Annotated in this window: 27 protein-coding genes; 2 read left to right on the forward strand and 25 right to left on the reverse strand. The window is 46.1% G+C overall.

Annotation, left to right across the window (positions count from 1 at the left end):
* The first annotated feature begins 176 nt into the window (after positions 1-176).
* Positions 177-599 carry a putative toxin-antitoxin system toxin component, PIN family gene (locus tag WD071_RS06870; protein ID WP_368047616.1) on the forward strand — a complete coding sequence of 141 codons (423 nt, stop codon included), beginning with the start codon at positions 177-179 and terminating at the stop codon, positions 597-599.
* A 4-nt stretch (positions 600-603) separates the two neighbouring features.
* Entirely contained in the window at positions 604-828 is a 225-nt protein-coding gene (locus WD071_RS06875; protein WP_058020445.1) for a CopG family transcriptional regulator, read from the forward strand.
* 72 nt (positions 829-900) lie between these two features.
* Here the strand turns inward: WD071_RS06875 and WD071_RS06880 are convergent, their stop codons facing one another.
* The 25 genes from WD071_RS06880 to WD071_RS07000 all read right to left on the reverse strand — a co-directional run bounded on the left by WD071_RS06880 (position 901) and on the right by WD071_RS07000 (position 16,954).
* Positions 901-1,479, reverse strand: coding sequence for a hypothetical protein (locus WD071_RS06880; RefSeq protein WP_368047617.1), 579 nt, complete (start codon positions 1,477-1,479; stop codon positions 901-903).
* Positions 1,480-1,725: 246 nt separating this feature from the next.
* Positions 1,726-2,181 (reverse strand): hypothetical protein, encoded by a 456-nt coding sequence (locus tag WD071_RS06885; RefSeq protein WP_368047618.1) that lies wholly within the window; start codon positions 2,179-2,181, stop codon positions 1,726-1,728.
* Positions 2,182-2,288: 107 nt separating this feature from the next.
* A complete protein-coding gene (locus tag WD071_RS06890) occupies positions 2,289-2,675 on the reverse strand; it encodes a hypothetical protein (protein WP_368047619.1) in 387 nt (128 codons plus the stop codon).
* 47 nt (positions 2,676-2,722) lie between these two features.
* The gene (locus WD071_RS06895; RefSeq protein WP_368047620.1) at positions 2,723-3,391 is read right to left on the reverse strand and encodes a hypothetical protein; all 669 of its coding nucleotides are present in this window, start codon (positions 3,389-3,391) and stop codon (positions 2,723-2,725) included.
* 168 nt (positions 3,392-3,559) lie between these two features.
* Positions 3,560-3,973 (reverse strand): ester cyclase, encoded by a 414-nt coding sequence (locus WD071_RS06900; RefSeq protein WP_368047621.1) that lies wholly within the window; start codon positions 3,971-3,973, stop codon positions 3,560-3,562.
* Positions 3,970-4,800: a MerR family transcriptional regulator gene (locus WD071_RS06905; protein WP_368047622.1), complete on the reverse strand. Its 831-nt coding sequence runs from the start codon at positions 4,798-4,800 to the stop codon at positions 3,970-3,972. Before WD071_RS06905 ends, WD071_RS06900 begins: the two co-directional genes overlap by 4 nt.
* A gap of 156 nt (positions 4,801-4,956) precedes the next feature.
* Positions 4,957-5,328 carry a DUF4440 domain-containing protein gene (locus WD071_RS06910; RefSeq protein ID WP_368047623.1) on the reverse strand — a complete coding sequence of 124 codons (372 nt, stop codon included), beginning with the start codon at positions 5,326-5,328 and terminating at the stop codon, positions 4,957-4,959.
* 123 nt (positions 5,329-5,451) lie between these two features.
* Positions 5,452-5,835 (reverse strand): hypothetical protein, encoded by a 384-nt coding sequence (locus WD071_RS06915; RefSeq protein WP_368047624.1) that lies wholly within the window; start codon positions 5,833-5,835, stop codon positions 5,452-5,454.
* Positions 5,836-5,916: 81 nt separating this feature from the next.
* Positions 5,917-6,798 (reverse strand): hypothetical protein, encoded by an 882-nt coding sequence (locus WD071_RS06920; protein WP_368047625.1) that lies wholly within the window; start codon positions 6,796-6,798, stop codon positions 5,917-5,919.
* A gap of 190 nt (positions 6,799-6,988) precedes the next feature.
* Complete coding sequence (locus WD071_RS06925) at positions 6,989-8,548, reverse strand: hypothetical protein (RefSeq protein ID WP_368047626.1); 1,560 nt, start codon at positions 8,546-8,548, stop codon at positions 6,989-6,991.
* A gap of 172 nt (positions 8,549-8,720) precedes the next feature.
* Positions 8,721-9,050, reverse strand: coding sequence for a hypothetical protein (locus tag WD071_RS06930; RefSeq protein ID WP_368047627.1), 330 nt, complete (start codon positions 9,048-9,050; stop codon positions 8,721-8,723).
* A gap of 92 nt (positions 9,051-9,142) precedes the next feature.
* Positions 9,143-9,559: a hypothetical protein gene (locus tag WD071_RS06935; RefSeq protein WP_368047628.1), complete on the reverse strand. Its 417-nt coding sequence runs from the start codon at positions 9,557-9,559 to the stop codon at positions 9,143-9,145.
* 138 nt (positions 9,560-9,697) lie between these two features.
* On the reverse strand, positions 9,698-10,237 hold the full coding sequence (locus WD071_RS06940) for a hypothetical protein (protein WP_368047629.1): 540 nt from the start codon (positions 10,235-10,237) through the stop codon (positions 9,698-9,700).
* 23 nt (positions 10,238-10,260) lie between these two features.
* Positions 10,261-10,530 carry a CopG family transcriptional regulator gene (locus WD071_RS06945; RefSeq protein WP_368047630.1) on the reverse strand — a complete coding sequence of 90 codons (270 nt, stop codon included), beginning with the start codon at positions 10,528-10,530 and terminating at the stop codon, positions 10,261-10,263.
* Positions 10,520-10,783 carry a BrnT family toxin gene (locus WD071_RS06950; RefSeq protein ID WP_368047631.1) on the reverse strand — a complete coding sequence of 88 codons (264 nt, stop codon included), beginning with the start codon at positions 10,781-10,783 and terminating at the stop codon, positions 10,520-10,522. Before WD071_RS06950 ends, WD071_RS06945 begins: the two co-directional genes overlap by 11 nt.
* A gap of 129 nt (positions 10,784-10,912) precedes the next feature.
* Positions 10,913-11,227 (reverse strand): hypothetical protein, encoded by a 315-nt coding sequence (locus WD071_RS06955; RefSeq protein ID WP_368047632.1) that lies wholly within the window; start codon positions 11,225-11,227, stop codon positions 10,913-10,915.
* Between the two features lie 14 nt (positions 11,228-11,241).
* Positions 11,242-11,682, reverse strand: coding sequence for a hypothetical protein (locus WD071_RS06960; protein WP_368047633.1), 441 nt, complete (start codon positions 11,680-11,682; stop codon positions 11,242-11,244).
* A gap of 126 nt (positions 11,683-11,808) precedes the next feature.
* Positions 11,809-12,129 carry a hypothetical protein gene (locus WD071_RS06965; RefSeq protein ID WP_368047634.1) on the reverse strand — a complete coding sequence of 107 codons (321 nt, stop codon included), beginning with the start codon at positions 12,127-12,129 and terminating at the stop codon, positions 11,809-11,811.
* A 71-nt stretch (positions 12,130-12,200) separates the two neighbouring features.
* Entirely contained in the window at positions 12,201-12,500 is a 300-nt protein-coding gene (locus WD071_RS06970; RefSeq protein ID WP_368047635.1) for a type II toxin-antitoxin system RelE/ParE family toxin, read from the reverse strand.
* Complete coding sequence (locus tag WD071_RS06975) at positions 12,497-12,736, reverse strand: addiction module protein (RefSeq protein WP_368047636.1); 240 nt, start codon at positions 12,734-12,736, stop codon at positions 12,497-12,499. Before WD071_RS06975 ends, WD071_RS06970 begins: the two co-directional genes overlap by 4 nt.
* A 609-nt stretch (positions 12,737-13,345) precedes the next feature.
* The gene (locus tag WD071_RS06980) at positions 13,346-13,765 is read right to left on the reverse strand and encodes a GNAT family N-acetyltransferase (protein ID WP_368047637.1); all 420 of its coding nucleotides are present in this window, start codon (positions 13,763-13,765) and stop codon (positions 13,346-13,348) included.
* Between the two features lie 109 nt (positions 13,766-13,874).
* Entirely contained in the window at positions 13,875-14,363 is a 489-nt protein-coding gene (locus tag WD071_RS06985) for a hypothetical protein (protein ID WP_368047638.1), read from the reverse strand.
* An 80-nt stretch (positions 14,364-14,443) separates the two neighbouring features.
* Positions 14,444-15,199 carry a hypothetical protein gene (locus WD071_RS06990; protein WP_368047639.1) on the reverse strand — a complete coding sequence of 252 codons (756 nt, stop codon included), beginning with the start codon at positions 15,197-15,199 and terminating at the stop codon, positions 14,444-14,446.
* A 121-nt stretch (positions 15,200-15,320) separates the two neighbouring features.
* A complete protein-coding gene (locus tag WD071_RS06995) occupies positions 15,321-15,863 on the reverse strand; it encodes a hypothetical protein (RefSeq protein ID WP_368047640.1) in 543 nt (180 codons plus the stop codon).
* A gap of 44 nt (positions 15,864-15,907) precedes the next feature.
* Positions 15,908-16,954, reverse strand: a complete 1,047-nt coding sequence (locus tag WD071_RS07000) for an HNH endonuclease (protein ID WP_368047641.1) — start codon at positions 16,952-16,954, stop codon at positions 15,908-15,910.
* Positions 16,955-17,265: the final 311 nt, after the last annotated feature.

The raw sequence follows: 17,265 nt of genomic DNA on the forward strand, positions 1-17,265 counted from the left end.
ATTGTGGTCACGGTTCTCTCCGATTACGTATAACGCCCATGCTCAGGCGCCAAAGTATGTTGGCGTGACTTTTGCGAATGCAACTGGCTTGACGATGTGCTTTGGTCGCTCTGAAGCGCTTGGTTAGTTGCTTTTCCAGTATTGCGACGTGATAGCATATATGCAACCATAAATACATGAGCAATATTGTAGTCATAGACACCAGCGTGCTGATCAATGCCCTGCTTGGCCCTGCAGGACCAGCCAGGGATCTGATCCGAAGGTGCTTGCAGGGGCATTACAAGCCATTGATTAGTAACACCTTGTTCATGGAGTATGAAGATGTAACAAACCGGTCTCATATTCTTGAGCTATGCCCGTTGACGCCCGACGAGCTTCGAGAACTGCTCAATGCATATTACAGCGTTTGCGAATGGGTGCCCATTTACTATCTATGGCGCCCAAACTTGCCTGATGAGGGCGACAATTTTTTAATTGAGCTTGCCGTTGCCGGCAATGCCTACTGTGTTGTTACCAATAACGTCAGGGATATCCAATCTTCTGAGCTGATATTTCCCGGACTGCAGGTAAAGACACCCGAACAATTGCTTAGAGGATAACAGCATGGCTACTTTGACTATTCGGCTACCCGACGACAAACATAACCGTTTAAAAGCGTTGGCTCGTCGCAAAAAAATGAGCGTGAACAAACTGATTGAAGAAATCTCAACTCAGACCTTGGCCGAGTTTGACAGCGAAACTCGATTCCGCACCTTTGCCGCATCCGGCGATGTGAAACGCGGCTTGGAACTTTTGGACAAACTCGACGCTGCGGCGCAGGGCAACTAACGCCCTAGTTAATAGGCAAGCGGCACAGCCACTTGTCCTGAAGCCCGCCTTGGCGGGCGATTGAACAGATTGTTATGCGTCGTATTTGCCTTGAATCACATCTTCTATTAAAGTCTTAAATTCTTTTGCATGATCGGAAACGGACCCTGTAAAATCCCAATTCCCCATTAGCGTCCCGATCACGACATCGCCTCTAGCATTCATATCTCTTGCCGTAGTCTTTCTATCTTCATTTGCATTAACAAAGTATGCATACAATGAATTTAGCCGCCCAAGCTTCTTGTAGAAACTCCAGATCGACTCTATTTCTTGGTAGTCAAAATAACTTGGTACGTCTCCTAAATTTGATAACCATGCATCTTCATACAGTTGGGGAAAAGGAGCTTCAGACACTTCCGATGCCATAAGCGCATACTTAAATTCATTTTTGTCGTTATGCATCCCATTCATACTATCTAATATAGAACTCCAATATAGATTCAATTCACGCGCATTTTGCTCAAGTTCTATCCTAATTAGGGCTCTAAGTGATTCTCCCTTCCTCCTATGAAGGGAGCGAGCGTTGAAATAATCCGATAATTGACCAAGCACAAAACCAAGCAACACCGCACTGATGGTAATTATTGCTTGTCCGTAATTCACTGATGTCACAAATGGCTCCTAGTACCCTTAACGCTGTTGATCAGCGGCAATGCCATGCTGGCGCAGCTTTTGCGCAAGCAAAAGGTGTGACAGCTTGGTATTGTCCGTTTGCATCGCTTTGTACGATCGAACTTCCATTATATCCGTATCATTCACAAAGCGATAAAGTGAGGCCCATACCTGCAGCAACAGGTATTCAGCACAGCAGCCCGATGCTAGCGCTTGGAGCCGATTATCGAGCCCGTTAACAAGCTTTTAGCGCCTTGAACGAATTGCATGCAAAGACCAACTAAACTGTACCATGTTTAAGCGCACGTAGACGAAGCTACCCAGGATCCAAAGTAAAGCCAGGAAATGTATTTTAATAGGAAGATCGTTTTTGGAGCCAAAAAAGTAGGCAATAGATACGATGCTAGCGGACAGCACACCAATCAAGCCAAGATATATGGAGATCACTATGTTGAAGTAAGGCCAGATGCGCTCTCTCCAGGCTTTTGCTTCCCGTGGGTACTCTAGGGATTCTTTCGCATTTGCATAACATGAATACGCAATCCTCGCCAATGCACCTAAAATAGATTTACCTATAAGCACTCGTAGAGCCGCGACCACTGCAGCTACGAATACTCCAAATAGAAGAGCGTTTACCCACGCTTCGTAGGGTGTGCCCGTAAACCTGTCCACTCCCCATTGCATGATTTCTAAGGGCATCATACTTTCCTCCTTGTAACGGGTACTTCGCTCGCTAACGACCGCAGAACGCGCGGCTTTGTAGTGAAGGCGAAGCCGCAACGTAAAAGACGTCGCTGTGCCTGCGATGGTTATGTGTTTTCTATAGCATGCTGATAGACCTTATCACGTTCTAGTTGAGCTATCTCTCCCATTTGATCGAGCGTCAAATCATAGGCTTCGAAACGCTTGACGCCTGTAATGCTCAAATATTCTTCATGCCTGATATTTTTATAAATGTCATAGGAACCAGTAGACGGTAGATTAGTATCCTTCTTTGCTAGCAGAGCGCCATAAATAGCCTCTTCTGCAGGAGCAATTCTTCTGCACGCTTCTTCGAATGTTTCCCAGACATCACTTCTATGTGTGTTTGAGTCAAAAAAATTGAATACGGCGCTATAGCTAATGGCACTACGTCTACGCGCCTTATCCTTCAAGAACATCATCAAGCGTGGTACTTTTTCTTCGATTACATCCATTTCTTACACCCTGACCTATAGTTTTTAGTACGCCGACACATAACGCCTCAATCAGCCGCCGCGTTAGCGGTCGGCTGCATTGATTTGTTAGGCTTTCCTACGACGCTGGCGTGATGAATGTTGCCCTCGCCCCATATGCAATAGGCATTTGAAAATGCAGCTAATAGCCCTATAAGCAAGACAAATATGGCAAGATATTTAGCCATTCTGTAATTAAGCTCGCCAGATTTAACGCGCTTCCATTCATGTTTTAGGAGCGGTTTACTTACCTCTCTCAAAGGCTCACAAGCCTTTCTCGCCTCTGATAATTCGTTTTTATGATAGTGCTCTCTCGTTTTATAAAGCGCTGACAGGAAGGCATCATTTAATTTTTTTCCTTCTGAATTTTTTTCACTGTCATTAATTCGAAAGATTATGTCGTTGTATGATTCGTTGACCCTTGCATATATTTCTTCAACATCTCGGGCCATCTCGAACTTATCTCGCTTTTCTTCCGGCCGCGCTGAATGATGTATATACAGTGTTGATAGGTATGTAAGTGATGAAATATACCGCGCGATAGAATTTCTGAGCGAATTGATCCATTCCTGCCTAAATTCGGATATTTTATTTTCTTTTGATGCCACAAGATTTGTGAACGCGAAATATCCCGCAATTAAGGCTGCAAACATTGCTCCCAATAAAACAACAGCGTTTTTCCCAATTATTGCGTCCAATCTATTTTCCCCTCAAGAGCCTAACGCCCAGTTCAGCCGCAGCTGATACGGAGCAGCTTTTGTGTTAATGTTTGAGCGACAGCTAGTAACACAAAAGCTGCGTAGTACCAGATGTCGGACTGCAACTGATTGTTATGGCTGGACCCGAATTGTACACTGCATTTTGAGTTACCTCCGACTCTTACGCGAAAGAAGTAACTGTTCTGCCAGGTCAGTGCTTAGCCATTCCTCCTTGATACGACCACCTTCAATCTGGCTTACGACCATATCCCGCCAGATCAATTGTTGACCACTAGCAGGAAATCCCTTGTAAGCACCTGAATGGGTAGCCGACATTGTCCTTTGCCAGGCAATTCTGTCTACTCCTTCAATTAAAATTTCCACTTTGACTTCGATGTTGGAGAAAGCACGCATCTGCGCGCTCAGGGTACTCTGAATTGTGGAAAATCCTCCCGACAGCTTTTTGTTGGTAAGGTTTACGGAATAATCCGGTGTGAAATACTTCTCCACATCGTCCAGCATACCGTCTGCGATGATTTTCGCATTAGCATCCTTGATTATTGCTGAGAGCGATGAATTCATTTGCTAGCCTCCTTTGCTGCACGCGTAGCGACTGGGAACTCCAATTTAGTTTGTAGCTCATCCGGGCTAACCGTCCTGGGATCATTCAGATAGATTTCTCTAGGCGAGCCCGCTAATTCATAAGTGCTTTCTCCGATCCACGCAAGCATGCTGTGGTATGCGGATGACAGCTCTTCGTATGGACCGTAGTGCACGGTTGTTGCTACGTGATCAGCTTCCAGCATATGACATTGGTAGCCATCCCCTGAAGCGAAGGTAGTTTGCACTGGTATGCATACTTCTACCTCACCGTCACTCTCTTCATCAATAACATCGTGATAGACAAGCATGGGAGGACCAGCCGGAACGTATCGCTTCTCTCCTATGCCCTGCATGATTTTAGAAAATCCCTGACCGACATCTTCTTTTATAGTATTGAGCGCGGTGTGCATACGCACACCAGCGACCATTATCGGACTTGCAGAAATAACAGTGATTTTGTGTGGCATGATCCTCTCCTTGTTCTCGATTAATGATTCAAGGTAGACGAGCATGCGTTCCTGTATTCTGAGTCGATCTTCCATACGCTCACGATGAACGAGCAATATGTTCCCCGCCTCAGCAGGCCCTCCTGCGTCAAGAACTTCCAAAATCTCATTCAGAGGCATATCTACTGAACGCAATATTCGAATTATCTCGGCACGCTTGGCCTGGGATGCCTTGTAGTAGCGATAGCTGGTTTCAGAATCAGTGTAGGCAGGAAGCAGTAGTCCCCGATCGGCATATAGCCGAAGAGCTTTCACAGATAACCTTACAATTCTTGAAAACTGACCTATCGGTATCAGCATAGCATTCTCATCTCCCACCCGAGAGGATCAGGTCTGCCCCTGGGGGAGAGTCAAGGGTAGTTTATTGAGCGGCTTTGGAAGCCATAACGCCCGAAGATAACCGGCCCCGGCGAAGCCGGTGTTCGGCGCCCGCAGGGCGCGTAGTTAATTGAATTGTTATGTTGCTCCTCGCTCAAATGCACTTGTTGGAGTTCCTTGGTGATACCGCAGTTTCCAGCCCTCCTCTGTTCTTTCCCAAAGCGAGGAACTGCGAGAGAAGCGCGACAGAGAGTTGCATGGGCCTACGTGAGCACTTCGGTAAGTAAGTAACACCAAACCATCACTAATCAATTGATACCTGAAGTCTTGAGACCATGTTTTATGAGTCGCGTCGGTATCCAGCGAACTCAATATCCGGTCCTTGTCGTATATCTCTCCGGATCGACCTATCTCAATAAACGAAGCGTGCAGAAGTACGTCGAGTCGCGAGCGATTCTTACGTACAGACGGGTCGTGAAGTTCCTTCTCAAGCTTTACAATTTCGTCCACTGCTACCTCTGACTATCCACCGAAACATAACGCCCCTGATCTGGCGCGAAAGTATGTTGGCGTGGCTTTTGCGCCCTTTGCAAAAGACATGACGACATACTTTTGTCGCTCAGGATCGGTTTGTTATGTGTCGATTGCACTTTCTTGCCTTGCGATCTCGAGCTCAAGCAGCTGTCTCTGAATATCATTCGATTCTCTCATTGCACTGACAGATTGCCAGGTTATAAACGTATAAAGCGCCGTCGAAATTGCGATTACAATTGTTAGGGCAATAATGATGTTCTGTTGCTTCTTCTGTGCCTTTGCGGACGCGTCAAATCGATCTTTGAGTCCCTGGCTAGCTCTATAAATTGTTTCCATGAGCCCAGTGATCTTTAGATTGAGATTGTTGACGTTCTCAATCATCTTCTTCTGCATGATGCGCTCATATCTTGATATAAGGTTTGTTTGAGCGCCATCAAAATTTAGTAGCTCATCATCGGATATATCTTTCCAATCTTTCGGCATTCTCTATCCTTTAACTAGACACATAACGCCGTTCATAACCGGCGACGGCGCAGCCGTTGTCCGGCGCCGAAGGCGCGTAGTTCATGACTTTGTTATGCCGTTGTCGGAATGGATATCAACGCCTGAAAGTCTACTCATTTCATTATTGATGTCCGTTGCCGAAAACTTGACTGAATTATTCCCGCTTTTAATTCTGTAGACTGAATCGTTTGTGGCCGCAAAGTAATGCCGGAAAACAAAATAATCATGTACACCTTTGTCGTCAAAAAGCCAGAGCCTATCTAGCTCCTTTGAGGTTAACAGCTTAGTTTTCATCAAAGGATCTTCATAATCCTCCGGGAAAACTCTGAATCTGTAAACAACTGAAAGCGCCTCTTTCGGAATCCATGCACTTCCTTTTGAAGAAATTGTATTGAGGGCGCTATCGCCAATAGATCCGGGGACATACCCAGCGCCAAGGAAAAATTCGGTCGGAATGGGTGACCCATTCACTTTCAGCAAACTTCCGAAGCGATGCCGCTGGTAATCATGTTCTGACTCATAGATTGCCTTATGTGAAGGAATGCTAAGACGATTAGAAAGCTCTTCAGCTCTTTTCAAGAGCCTAGCGGCTGTAACCCAAGAGATTCTCTCACAGGTGAGGCCTGCTCCATTGCCATTCAGGACATCGTATGCCTTATTAATAAGATCAATCGATTTGTCTAGAAAAATTTGGGAGTCGCTATGCATCTCCTTGTGATACTGCACATATATCGAAACACATAGAGCGCTGGCGACAACTACCAGAACTAAAAATTGTAGATACTCCCCTATTGAAATATATGGTTCAGAGCTCCAAACTTTACCGAAATATGCGAGAAGTGCTAACAATAGAACTGCAACTACAACGCCAATTGCGTATTGAACTACCGGTACTACTTCACTTTTAAGAGTTTCAATCATTTCGGTTAATCCATGAGGCATAACGCTCGCCTCAAGTGCGCGACGCAGTCGTGTCACTTTGAAGGCTTTTGTTATGTTACGCCATCTGTTCAGCGTATCTTGTAGGATTTCTCGTCAAGAAAAAACCGGCCAATAATCCCGCGAGCGAACGCCTATGGGCACAACGACTTTGCTATTCCATAGAGATTGCTAGAAGCATTGACCAAAGTGATTAGTGATCAAAAATTACCAGCCTTTCACTATTTCTCTTCAGAGCCATTTCGAAACTGCCTTCCTTCCCTTTCAAATATTCATCAAAAAAAGCAAGTTCAAGATCTTTAACTATATCAGCCAATTCTTGTACCCCCATTTCACCCCCGAGGCCTGATATTTTCCAGATGGGAAAAGCCGTTAGGGCGTCGATAAGATCTCCATGTTCAGTGTCGGGAATATGCAAATCGAAGAAGTCATTCTGCACAGGATAATAGGCGTAGTCGTTTCCCCTGGCATTCGCATCAGTGTTAATCAGGAGAAACGGCGCCTGAACCGGCTTGTTCCAATTCGAACCGAACTGCGTTCCATCCAGATTTGACGCCGCTGCGCACCGGATGTCAGTTTTACAGAACTCACCCACCGCTGAGCCACCATACGAATGCCCGAGCGCCCCCACTTGAGATGGATCAATACTGGCACTGAAATTCGATACCGGTGCATCTAAATATCTTAACTGCTCTATGACGAAACTGATGTCTTCGACCCAGTATTGCGTAGACCTGTTGCGAACCTTGTCTCGTATTTCAAAGAACGATGTCAGATTAGCTTCATTTAACGCCCGACCCAATGGCCCCAAGGCTTCGTTTTCCACAGCATCCCTTACTACCGCTATCTTCTCTTCTGCGCTGGCGTCACGATAGCGATCTAACTGTTCATACAGCGTAGTCATAAGTTTCGAGTGTTCAAGGCCGGTAACGGTGCCTATTGTGTCTCCTATTCCACCATCATTTACCTCGTTGGCGTTAAATCCTACGTCTTCAGGATATCTCATAGAATAGGTTCGAACACCGCGATCCGGCAACAATACCTTTGCGCTCTCGAAAGGATGTGATACAGAAACAATTACATATCCATGACTGGCCAAATGTTCCATGAGTTGGGGATTCTGGTCACCCGTCATGAACAACCCATGGTTGAAGATAATTATCGGATAGGTCTCGGCATCCGCAATTGGTGCGTTGATGTAGGAATGAGTCTTAATATTTTGCAGATATCCAGTTAGGAAGCTGATCAAATCATATTCGCCTGCGTAGAGCTGCGAAAACAAACTCTGGCGCGCATAGTCATCCGGTTCCTGAGACGACGACGGATACCAGACTTGTATAGGGACTCCGCGATTAAACTCAGGCTCATACCGTTCCGCCCTGGTTTCATCAATCAAGACAGTACTGAAATTACCTACCAGATAGGGTCCAGTGGGCGGTGGCAGCGCGATTACGGGAAACAGCAAAACTAATAATATTGAAAAGGAAACGAATAGTATTCCAAGACTAAGGCCGAAAACTCGCCATACAAAATGAGACTGCGATTTCTTCAGGCAGAAAAGACAAACCAAAGCGAATACAATATACGCTGGTAGCACTTGCCAGCGAGGTCCTTCAAAAACAAGATGAAGAAGGCCAAAGCTTATCGCCAGCATTATTATAACTCGAAGTGATACTGGAAAAAGTTTCGGCGAGTTGATCTGCAGTAATGCAACCACTGTTATTATAATGAACAACATTTCAAATAGTTGCATTAAAGTCACCCAATTTAATCAATTCGTGTATAAAACATTCAAGTAGCACTTAGGTTTACCGCAATGTATAGACCCCGATAAGCCACTGAGTTGTCATAGAACATAACGCCGCGCACAACGGCGCGAGCTTGCGAGCGTCCGGCAGCTGCAGGCTGCGTATTGATGCGCCTTGTTATGCATGCGGCCGGCCCATTGCTTTGTGCTCAGTTAGGACTGCACTCATTTGAGCAAGGAACTCCTCGAACTCATTAGGTCTTGCTTCCGGAGCAGATGCCTTTAGGTTCACCCATTCTCCATCATCGTAAGATTGGATATAGCCACAACCATCCTTTCCATCCCAGACGATGCGGTAGGACAGACCACCACTCGAAAACTGGGTATATGCCGAGCCAAACACATCCGGCTCAAGGCGTTCCTCAACCTGACGGAATCCCCAGCCTTCAAGAATAGGGACCAACACTGATTTCATTCGATCGTATTCAGTCATAGCTAATGAATGCATAACGCCCCTGTTCTAGCGCCAAATTATGTTGGCGTGGCTTTTGCGCAAGCAAAAGACATGACGACATATTTTGGTCGCTCAGCAACGGTTTGTTATGTGGATGTGAGTATACGGAAGTCTTCCGATTTAAGCTGAGTATTAGATAAAACCTTCTTGCTTATGAGATCTTTTCGTATCGCAAGTATAAGCTCTCCGAGAGCCAGTTCCTTCTCCTCGTCGGAGCAGGTTCCACTTGTATGAGCCGTATCGATGAATGCATATGCTTTGAAAATGATCTCGTCGGGGCAGTACATCCAGCAAAGATTAAGCTGATCAATGAAATGATTCTTCATAATCTTACTTTCATCCGGACTCCAGGCTGAAAGATAAAACCCCTTCAATGCTTTGATGAGCTCTTGATACCGCACCTCTTTTCTTTGATATTCCTCCCATTGTCGCTTTCGCCACTCATTACCGAGCCAAGCAAGTAAGGCGACGACCAAGGGTATTAAAAGTTTTAGATAATCCATGAGAACACTCGATGTCTGACGCTATCCACATAACGCCCCTGATCTGGCGCGAAAGTATGTTGGCGTGGCTTTTGCGCGTTTTGCAAAAGGCATGACGACATACTTTTGTCGCTCAGGATCGGTTTGTTAATGGCGGATCTAATCCTCTGCGCTGACAACGACCATTTCGCCCTCATCATTCCTACGCATGTGAATTTTTGTGATTTCTGACTTTGCGATCGACCTAAAGACTTTGAGCAAGGTAGACACCTGAACCATATATAGTTCTCTGCTTTTGCTATTGTCTGAGTTGAATACAATGCTTTCGACACCACCATGCTGATCCATGAGCGAAAAAAATATGAAACTGTGAATAATCTGGTTGGCGACATAAGAGAATGGCTTCCTTGTCTCGGCTCCCTGCGGGATATCATAGAGTTCATCCAGCTTGTGAGAATTTAGGAGATCGACAACCCTCCCGTTACTTCTAAAGCAGCTTACTTCCACCACCTGCTCGAATTTTTTTCGTGGGATCTTATTCGACTCGACAAGCTTTCTAGATATATAGCACGACAACATTATGCTCTTTTCAAGTGCCGCATAGGACGAATCGCGCCAAACCTTTTGAGTCTGCTTTTTTGCGATTACGTTGACGTACTTCTTTAGTTCGTCTTTCCAGTATTGGGATTCTGCAATCATGCTACATGCCCATTAACGCCCCGCTAATGTGCGCCGCCTGCGGCGTCACCATTCAGCGGTTTGTTAGCAGCCTCTGCGTTCAAACGCTCAACCAGCCAAACCTTGATGATCGACTGCCGGGTAACGCCAATACGAGCCGCTTCCCGATCTAGCGACTCTACGACCCATGAGGGGAAGTCTACATTGATACGCTTATGTTCCTGGTTGGAGCGGCGCGCCGTGGACAAATCAAGATCATCAATGATGTCCTTTTTGTCCTGGTCAAACTTCTTGTCAAAATCTTTAGCTTTCATACAGCTCTACCTCACTTGTCCGAGAACGCCTTACAGAAATGAGCCGAATCGTTCCGTTTCTGTAGGTGACGACTGCAGACCAATGCTTTGGGCCAATAAGCCCTATGACCAGAAACCTGGGCTCATCGTCCGATCTGGCACGGATTTCCAGCAGATCGGGGTCTTTCCACAGAGCCTGGGCATCCAGAAAGTCGATTCCGTGTTTTTTCAGGTTGGCTTGGCTTTTGTCGTCATCGTACTCGAAATCGCTCATGAGTATAAAATATCCCTTTTTTACTCAACTGGCAAGGAAGGTCAAATCGTGATTGGCTGCTAACGCCCGGCTCACGCGCCGGTTTGGAGCCGCAACGCGGCGGAAAAACGGTCGCTGTGCAGCCGATTGTTAGCGATTCCACATGCCAAAAAATTCTAGAATTAGACTGCCGATAGCAACAATTAGCGCAGCAATTGCAACCCTGCGTGACTGCAAAGAATACGAAACCGACATTTTTGCGAGAAGCCTCCTCTCAAGCTCTGCCTCAGAAGCGACCGCCCGAAGAGGCGTATGGGCATTTTCAGTAGAATCATCTGCATAAATTGAAACATCTTTGCGTCCGCAAATCTCTATAAGTTTCGATTTCTTTGTCGCCGGAGGAAGATCGCCAAAGAACTTTACCCAATCATGTTCCGGATTCTTTTTGAGGAAATTAAACCTCATAATTTAAACCTCATTTATAGAGAGAGAAGTCGTTTCATGGACGTTGCGGCGACCTCGTCCTCAGACAATCCTTGGTGTCTTAACTCTGACTCAATCTCTTCGATTCTAGCTGAAATTATTTCCTTAGCTTGCTCCTCAGAACACGAATTTTCTTTCATTGTACGAGTTGTCAGTTCTGCCATCTTATTGCCCATCATGCCAATGAACTGCGCCATATCATTCGAGTTAAGAGCATCAACAGGGTTCAACCCACTAACCTTGGTCACCAAATCGTCGGCGCTCCGAGTTTTCCTCTTTTCTACCTCAGCCTTCACCTCTTCCAGCTTTTCAAAGTGTTTCTTGGCAGATTCATAATTGCCTGCTTTCGTTGCAGCGCTCCCTGTGTATTGCAATTTTGCTTGCATGCGATGCAGTTTGTCATCCGACCATGATGATACCGGTCGATTGTTATCCATACCCCCGACAATGAAAAGAATTACGACTACAACGACAATTACTATCAATATTTACATATGACTCTTCCTCTGGTTCGCTAACGCTCGCCTCAAGTGCGCGTTTGCGCGTCACATTGAAGGCGCTTGTTATGAGTTTTGTGCATTAAGAACACTCTTTAATCCCTTATGCAAAAGCTTTCCATACAGTCGTCTGTGCACAAAATAGCCGAGCGCAAAAACCAGAGCGTTCGCTAGTCCACCGTACAGCAAACCTAGATCGAAATAGAACTTTATAGCAGTGGTGAACACAAAAACTGATAGCGATAGAACCACAAAGTATCCGATTACTCTGGAGACAAGCCGTTGCACTACAAATGCTTCATATCTAGCTTTGGCTAAAATGTCGAGCTGCTCGGCTTTGCTTCTTCCTTTGATCTCATCAAAGTAATCAATATACTGTAAATCCATGTACGACTCCCCCTCGAAACTCATAACGCCCGCATTCACGCGCCAGCTTGCTGGTCGCGTGCAATCGATGGTTATGTGCGGCCTAATTCTTGCCACTTATCTGGCGCTTGTTTCGGGTGGAAAACAGCAAGAACAAGAACGAACTCGATTTCATCGCGGTAGAGTATTCCGTGTGGAAATGTTTCAAGAGGCCAACGACGAATGTCATTCTCCAATGCCTGCATGGCTAGAGGCTGGCTCGCTATAGATTTGACTGCAACCTCCACAGCATTTTGAAAACGCAGCGCCAACTCAGGATTAATCTTTCGGTAGTAACCCTTTTCCCGCCTGATATCCTCTCTCGCGGACTCGAGGAAACGAACCGGTTTCAACGATCATCAGCCCCAAGTTCGGCAAATACTTCATCAGCAGATATCGACTGCTCATCGCCATGAAGATATGCTAAATATCGCCTGTTTGCTTCGGCGACCCAGGCCAGCTCTACTTGCCGCGGATCAATACTCGGCCTTTCTTCGATGCTCTCCAAAAGGTGCATCGCCAGCCGGGTCCTTTCCTCTCTCGGGAGAGAAAGTGCTTCTGATTCAATATGTTGTGCCGAAATTGTCATGACAATGTCCTAATTCAAATTAAGTCATACTGTACTATTATAGATCGTATAAATGAAGCTGCGCTTGCTCGAAGCACATAACGCTCCGCTAAACGGCGCGGACGCAGCGGAACGAATTTGAGCGGCTTGTTATGTGTCGGCCCTTTAATCTACTTCAACACCTTTTTCAGTATACCCGCTAGGATTTCGTCGTCTTCTGCCTTCTTTTACATGTGCTGCGTCCAATATCCCCCGACAAGCAGAACCATTCCAGCAAGGATGCCTGGCATCAATATAGAGTTAACATTCTCTGCGCTCAGATTAGAAACAGTTAAGAAACATACAAATACAATGAGGAAACCGCCCAGAGCAAATGAAACCCAGCCTCCCCAGCTTGACCACATAACGGGATCACGTTCCTTTGAGCTCCTCATTATTTTCTCGATGTATCGTTTTTCTTTGAAAGTAAGCATTTTGTCCATGAGATACACCTCAGTAGTTGTTTGTTTTAGTGGAGTTTGCACTGCCGCCGGATCGGGACACATAACGCCTTTTCATAAGCGGCGCCTGCGAAGCAGGCGTCCGGCGCCAATAGGCGCGTACTTCATGTAATTGTTATATGCGGGCTCATTATAGCTTCTTGCAGAGCACTGTCATTTTCCCGTCTTGGCTTAAAATCGACCAATTCCTTTTTCCATACAACCCAGGAGCATCTGTATATACGAATAGCTCACTAGCACAAGCGACTCCTTTGGCGCATTGTTCCGCTGCAGCTATGAGGTCCAATGCATACCCATTTCCACGCGACTCGGACTCAACATATAACGTATTAATCCAAAGTGCCTGTTCCGATCTACCTGGATTTGGATACCAAGTGAACGAAATTCCACCAGACAGTTCACCCTCAGTCAGTGCTAGCAAAGGAGAAGGCAATGAGGGAGAGCCTTCTGGTGGATCAAAAGAATGTTCACTTCCCCATTCGCCTGAAACCCACTGACGATATATTTCAAGGTCTTCCGCACTGACGGTAGACGTAATGATTGCAGTCATCGCGATCCCCGAAGCATATAACGCCCCGCACAGGGGCAGACAAATAAGCGCAGCGTTTTGGCTTTCCCAGCGACCAACGGGAGCGATTGCTGCGGCTTGTTATACGTTTTCATGATTTCGGAATCATCCTCAAGGCCCGATTTCGCTCTTCACTAGCGGCCTCTGAACCTATGAAGGTATTGCTTATAAATGCCGACACAGCCGGACCAGAATGAATTTTTTTAATTCGCTCTTTTGCGGCATAGATAGGCTTTATACGGGTATAGACATCTTCCCACCAATCCCTGCCGTATTTATTTATCAGGCTGTCTTTAACTTTATACATTCTCTTTTTGCTCTCTGAGCCTTCATCAGACCCTAGGAGGCTCGCCCATATCATCTTATTTTGCACATCGCTCGGTTGCCAATTTTGTGCTTTTAGTTGATCAATTACATCTGGATGTAAAAATAGCTTGTTATCGGAAACCATTCTTTTCACCCACAGGGGTTGAGCCATTTTGTAGGCGGAAGCCACTTCAGATTTGGAATAGCCCTGAACATGGCTTTTCCAGGTTTCCAGTTCGTCAATATTACTAAGAATTTTGGCTAGTTCTTCCATGGTGTGATTACGTATAACGCTGCAATAACCGGCGCGAGGAACGAGCGTCCGGCGCCGCAGGCGCGTAGTTGATTGCCTTGTTAAACATCGCCGTCTTCGCGTCTTGGTGTAATTAAGGTGGCCCTTCCTATGCTTGGAGTTGTGGGCTCAGGCGAAGGCAATGGTGTGTTTCTCCTGTTAACGTCTGGCGAATAATAGATATGGTCCCGATGAAAATCTTCTTCAAACCTAAGATCAAGCACCCCCTTAGCAGGCTTGGGCAAATTATCTGGCAAGCTATTACTAATTAGGGTTGGCGAAGCGTCTATAACTAGCTTTCTGTCTTCTTCATGTTCCAACAAATAAATAATATCAAGTAATTCTTCTTCTAATTCAACAACAAGGTCATTACGTTGTTCGGCATTAACAGTCGAATCATCTAATCTATTCAGCTTTTTTAGGTAGCGTTGAATTTTACCAGGTATGCCTTGTCGACGGGCTGCATAGATTATCTCTTCGGAACTCACATCCTCATATTCGTAGAACTTCTCTATTACTCTCTCAGAGGCTGTTTGCATATCTTTCACCAAGTGGTCTATACCGCTTCTAAGAGAGCCGTAATTGGCCACGAGATTGAAAATGGTTAAGCTCCCATAAATAACGTAAGCCTTTACAGAGCCATCAACGACTTTTACATGAATAGATAAATCTTCAGATAACTTACCAGATAAAAGTAGTCTCGCCTCTTTTTGAAGATAGAGCTCTATTTCCTTCAGTGAGTGGCCGTCAACTTGGCGGTCAATATGAATATATGGGCCACCTAACCCCTTAGTTATCGTTTTTCTACTTTTTCTCATAGCCCCTCTATGGTGGGTGGTTTTGTACGTTTAACACCGCCAACACGCGCGGTTGTGTAGTGAAGGCGAAGCCGCAATGAAAACGCCGTCGCGGTGATTGGCCTTGTTAGCCCTCAATTCTTTAACGCGCAAATTGTGCCACATAGTCCTGCTTCTTCTCGTTCCAATGGAACCTCAGCTCTGTGACTGCCGAGGAGTCGTTGGCAAAGGTGCTGAAGAGGCTTATAAGGTCCTCTATCAGAAGCTGATAAGCCCACTTGGGCCGCATGAAATCTGAGAAGACAAGCATGCCCTTAAAAGCGGTACCTTCTGACCATGTTTGCATCCAGTAGTAGTGAATGAGCTGGTTGCAGACATCGAGGACGCCTAGTTCTAAAGGCTCCGGATTTTCCATGTCAAATCGATCCTCCGGGAATCCCGCACCAACATACGTGAAGGGCTTGCTCCCGATCTTTTTGTATCGGAGTACAGACATCCTTGCGCTACGAGCGCAATCATTTACTTTCGGACGCTCAAGCAAAGAGCGTACCTGGAACGCCACCAGCATCAGGCGCCGTTCATATAGCACAACCTGTTTCTCCGACCACCTACGGTACCTCCGATGCCTCTTGAGCCACACTAACTCCGCGCGCAGCTCCTGGCGCCAATACGTTGATTCGATCATCTGTTCAACTCTTGTGTGACGTGCTACGAAACCTCACCCGCCGGCTAACGCCTGCCAAAAACGGCGCGAGGTACGAGCGTCCGGCGACCGAAGGAAGCGGATTTAATGGCTTGGTTATATTTCAAGCTGTTTCCCTCCCAGCCAGCGATCTCATGATGTTTGGTAATACAATCTGCGTCTGGTCGTAATGCAGCTCTGTGAGGGACAAGCATGCATTTACCGTGAAGTTCAATCGTGAGACTACGCTCTATATCTGAGTAGGATCTCTCTTCTCCGTTTGGGTCGTAGTAGATAATCCGGTGATCGGTTGTCAGCGTGATGTAACCACGATCGAAGAGTTTGTGATGAAAGCTGTTTAGAAGCAACCCATTCCTTACGTCCAATCTCTCTGCTGGACTAGCTTGCGACCATGGCACTATATGACAAGCCTCAAGTGTTTCTAGTACTGCGATATTGGTGAAAGCGCAGCGGCTGGAATACGCTTTAAGTAATGCATTTCGAAAAATTATCTGCTTGATTCCCCTTGATTTCACCCGTGTGTAGATATCGGGGGCTGACGATGGATCGTGGGTTAGGGAGGTTACTATAGACTCGTAGGAATCACCCGATTCAGCGAAACTAAACGGGTTATCAAGGCTTCTCCAGTCAAAATCATAGACCTTATCCAGCCCTTCTTCGAAGTTTTCCAGATCAAATGCGATAAAGCCTGTTCCTGGCCTACCTGATGCATTGACAATCAGAATGGTTAGGGGCGGAAGTCGTTCTTCGAGGCAGTAATCTTGGAGCACACCAAGAACGTATCGAACTGCCCTGTGATACACCCCCAAGGCTTGGCCGAGTTCACCGTATGTAATGGTAGAGCGATTTTCGGCTCGCTTGATCAATATCGGCCAAGCTCGATAGGCCCTTTCAACTTGGTTCACTGACACTACGATGTCTCCCTTGAAATATAGCGCGTTTTCATCAGCGGCGCGGCCGAAGGCCGTGTCCGGCGCCGAGGGCGCGTACTGCATGTAATTGTTATAAGGTTTTACTGTTGCTTCTGTTTTCTTCGGATCAGGTACCAAAAAGGGTAAGCCAATGGGAGCCACAATGCAGCTGCCCAAATTAGGATGAAAAAGAAAAATAGTAGTTCCGCGACGCCAAGTTGTGAAAGAACTGTCACACCTTGCAGGATCCCCAATAGTGATTGATATTGCGCCCAATACAACCCAAGTACAAATTTAGCAATGCCAGCCCCGAAAAAGCCTCTACATTCTACATTGATCAAAAGCGCATCAGTCACATAACAAGCTTTCTGGTAGTTCTCGACGTCTCTCAAGTGTTGAATCCAATTTCGATTCACAATAAATGAGATGATCGATAGCACCCAATAGAAGGAAGTGCCTAAAAAGAAAAACTG

It is taken from the genome of Pseudohongiella sp., assembly GCF_040877505.1.
Taxonomy (GTDB): domain Bacteria; phylum Pseudomonadota; class Gammaproteobacteria; order Pseudomonadales; family Pseudohongiellaceae; genus Pseudohongiella.

Bases quoted from the DNA above. Each gene is read 5' to 3' on its own strand.
- WD071_RS06870 (WP_368047616.1), top strand. From the start codon at position 177: ATGAGCAATATTGTAGTCATAGACACCAGCGTGCTGATCAATGCCCTG.
- WD071_RS06875 (WP_058020445.1), top strand. From the start codon at position 604: ATGGCTACTTTGACTATTCGGCTACCCGACGACAAACATAACCGTTTA.
- WD071_RS06885 (WP_368047618.1), bottom strand. From the start codon at position 2,181: ATGATGCCCTTAGAAATCATGCAATGGGGAGTGGACAGGTTTACGGGC.
- WD071_RS06890 (WP_368047619.1), bottom strand. From the start codon at position 2,675: ATGGATGTAATCGAAGAAAAAGTACCACGCTTGATGATGTTCTTGAAG.
- WD071_RS06900 (WP_368047621.1), bottom strand. From the start codon at position 3,973: ATGAATTCATCGCTCTCAGCAATAATCAAGGATGCTAATGCGAAAATC.
- WD071_RS06905 (WP_368047622.1), bottom strand. From the start codon at position 4,800: ATGCTGATACCGATAGGTCAGTTTTCAAGAATTGTAAGGTTATCTGTG.
- WD071_RS06915 (WP_368047624.1), bottom strand. From the start codon at position 5,835: ATGCCGAAAGATTGGAAAGATATATCCGATGATGAGCTACTAAATTTT.
- WD071_RS06920 (WP_368047625.1), bottom strand. From the start codon at position 6,798: ATGCCTCATGGATTAACCGAAATGATTGAAACTCTTAAAAGTGAAGTA.
- WD071_RS06925 (WP_368047626.1), bottom strand. From the start codon at position 8,548: ATGCAACTATTTGAAATGTTGTTCATTATAATAACAGTGGTTGCATTA.
- WD071_RS06930 (WP_368047627.1), bottom strand. From the start codon at position 9,050: ATGCATTCATTAGCTATGACTGAATACGATCGAATGAAATCAGTGTTG.
- WD071_RS06935 (WP_368047628.1), bottom strand. From the start codon at position 9,559: ATGGATTATCTAAAACTTTTAATACCCTTGGTCGTCGCCTTACTTGCT.
- WD071_RS06940 (WP_368047629.1), bottom strand. From the start codon at position 10,237: ATGATTGCAGAATCCCAATACTGGAAAGACGAACTAAAGAAGTACGTC.
- WD071_RS06945 (WP_368047630.1), bottom strand. From the start codon at position 10,530: ATGAAAGCTAAAGATTTTGACAAGAAGTTTGACCAGGACAAAAAGGAC.
- WD071_RS06950 (WP_368047631.1), bottom strand. From the start codon at position 10,783: ATGAGCGATTTCGAGTACGATGACGACAAAAGCCAAGCCAACCTGAAA.
- WD071_RS06955 (WP_368047632.1), bottom strand. From the start codon at position 11,227: ATGAGGTTTAATTTCCTCAAAAAGAATCCGGAACATGATTGGGTAAAG.
- WD071_RS06960 (WP_368047633.1), bottom strand. From the start codon at position 11,682: ATGGATAACAATCGACCGGTATCATCATGGTCGGATGACAAACTGCAT.
- WD071_RS06965 (WP_368047634.1), bottom strand. From the start codon at position 12,129: ATGGATTTACAGTATATTGATTACTTTGATGAGATCAAAGGAAGAAGC.
- WD071_RS06975 (WP_368047636.1), bottom strand. From the start codon at position 12,736: ATGACAATTTCGGCACAACATATTGAATCAGAAGCACTTTCTCTCCCG.
- WD071_RS06980 (WP_368047637.1), bottom strand. From the start codon at position 13,765: ATGACTGCAATCATTACGTCTACCGTCAGTGCGGAAGACCTTGAAATA.
- WD071_RS06985 (WP_368047638.1), bottom strand. From the start codon at position 14,363: ATGGAAGAACTAGCCAAAATTCTTAGTAATATTGACGAACTGGAAACC.
- WD071_RS06990 (WP_368047639.1), bottom strand. From the start codon at position 15,199: ATGAGAAAAAGTAGAAAAACGATAACTAAGGGGTTAGGTGGCCCATAT.
- WD071_RS06995 (WP_368047640.1), bottom strand. From the start codon at position 15,863: ATGATCGAATCAACGTATTGGCGCCAGGAGCTGCGCGCGGAGTTAGTG.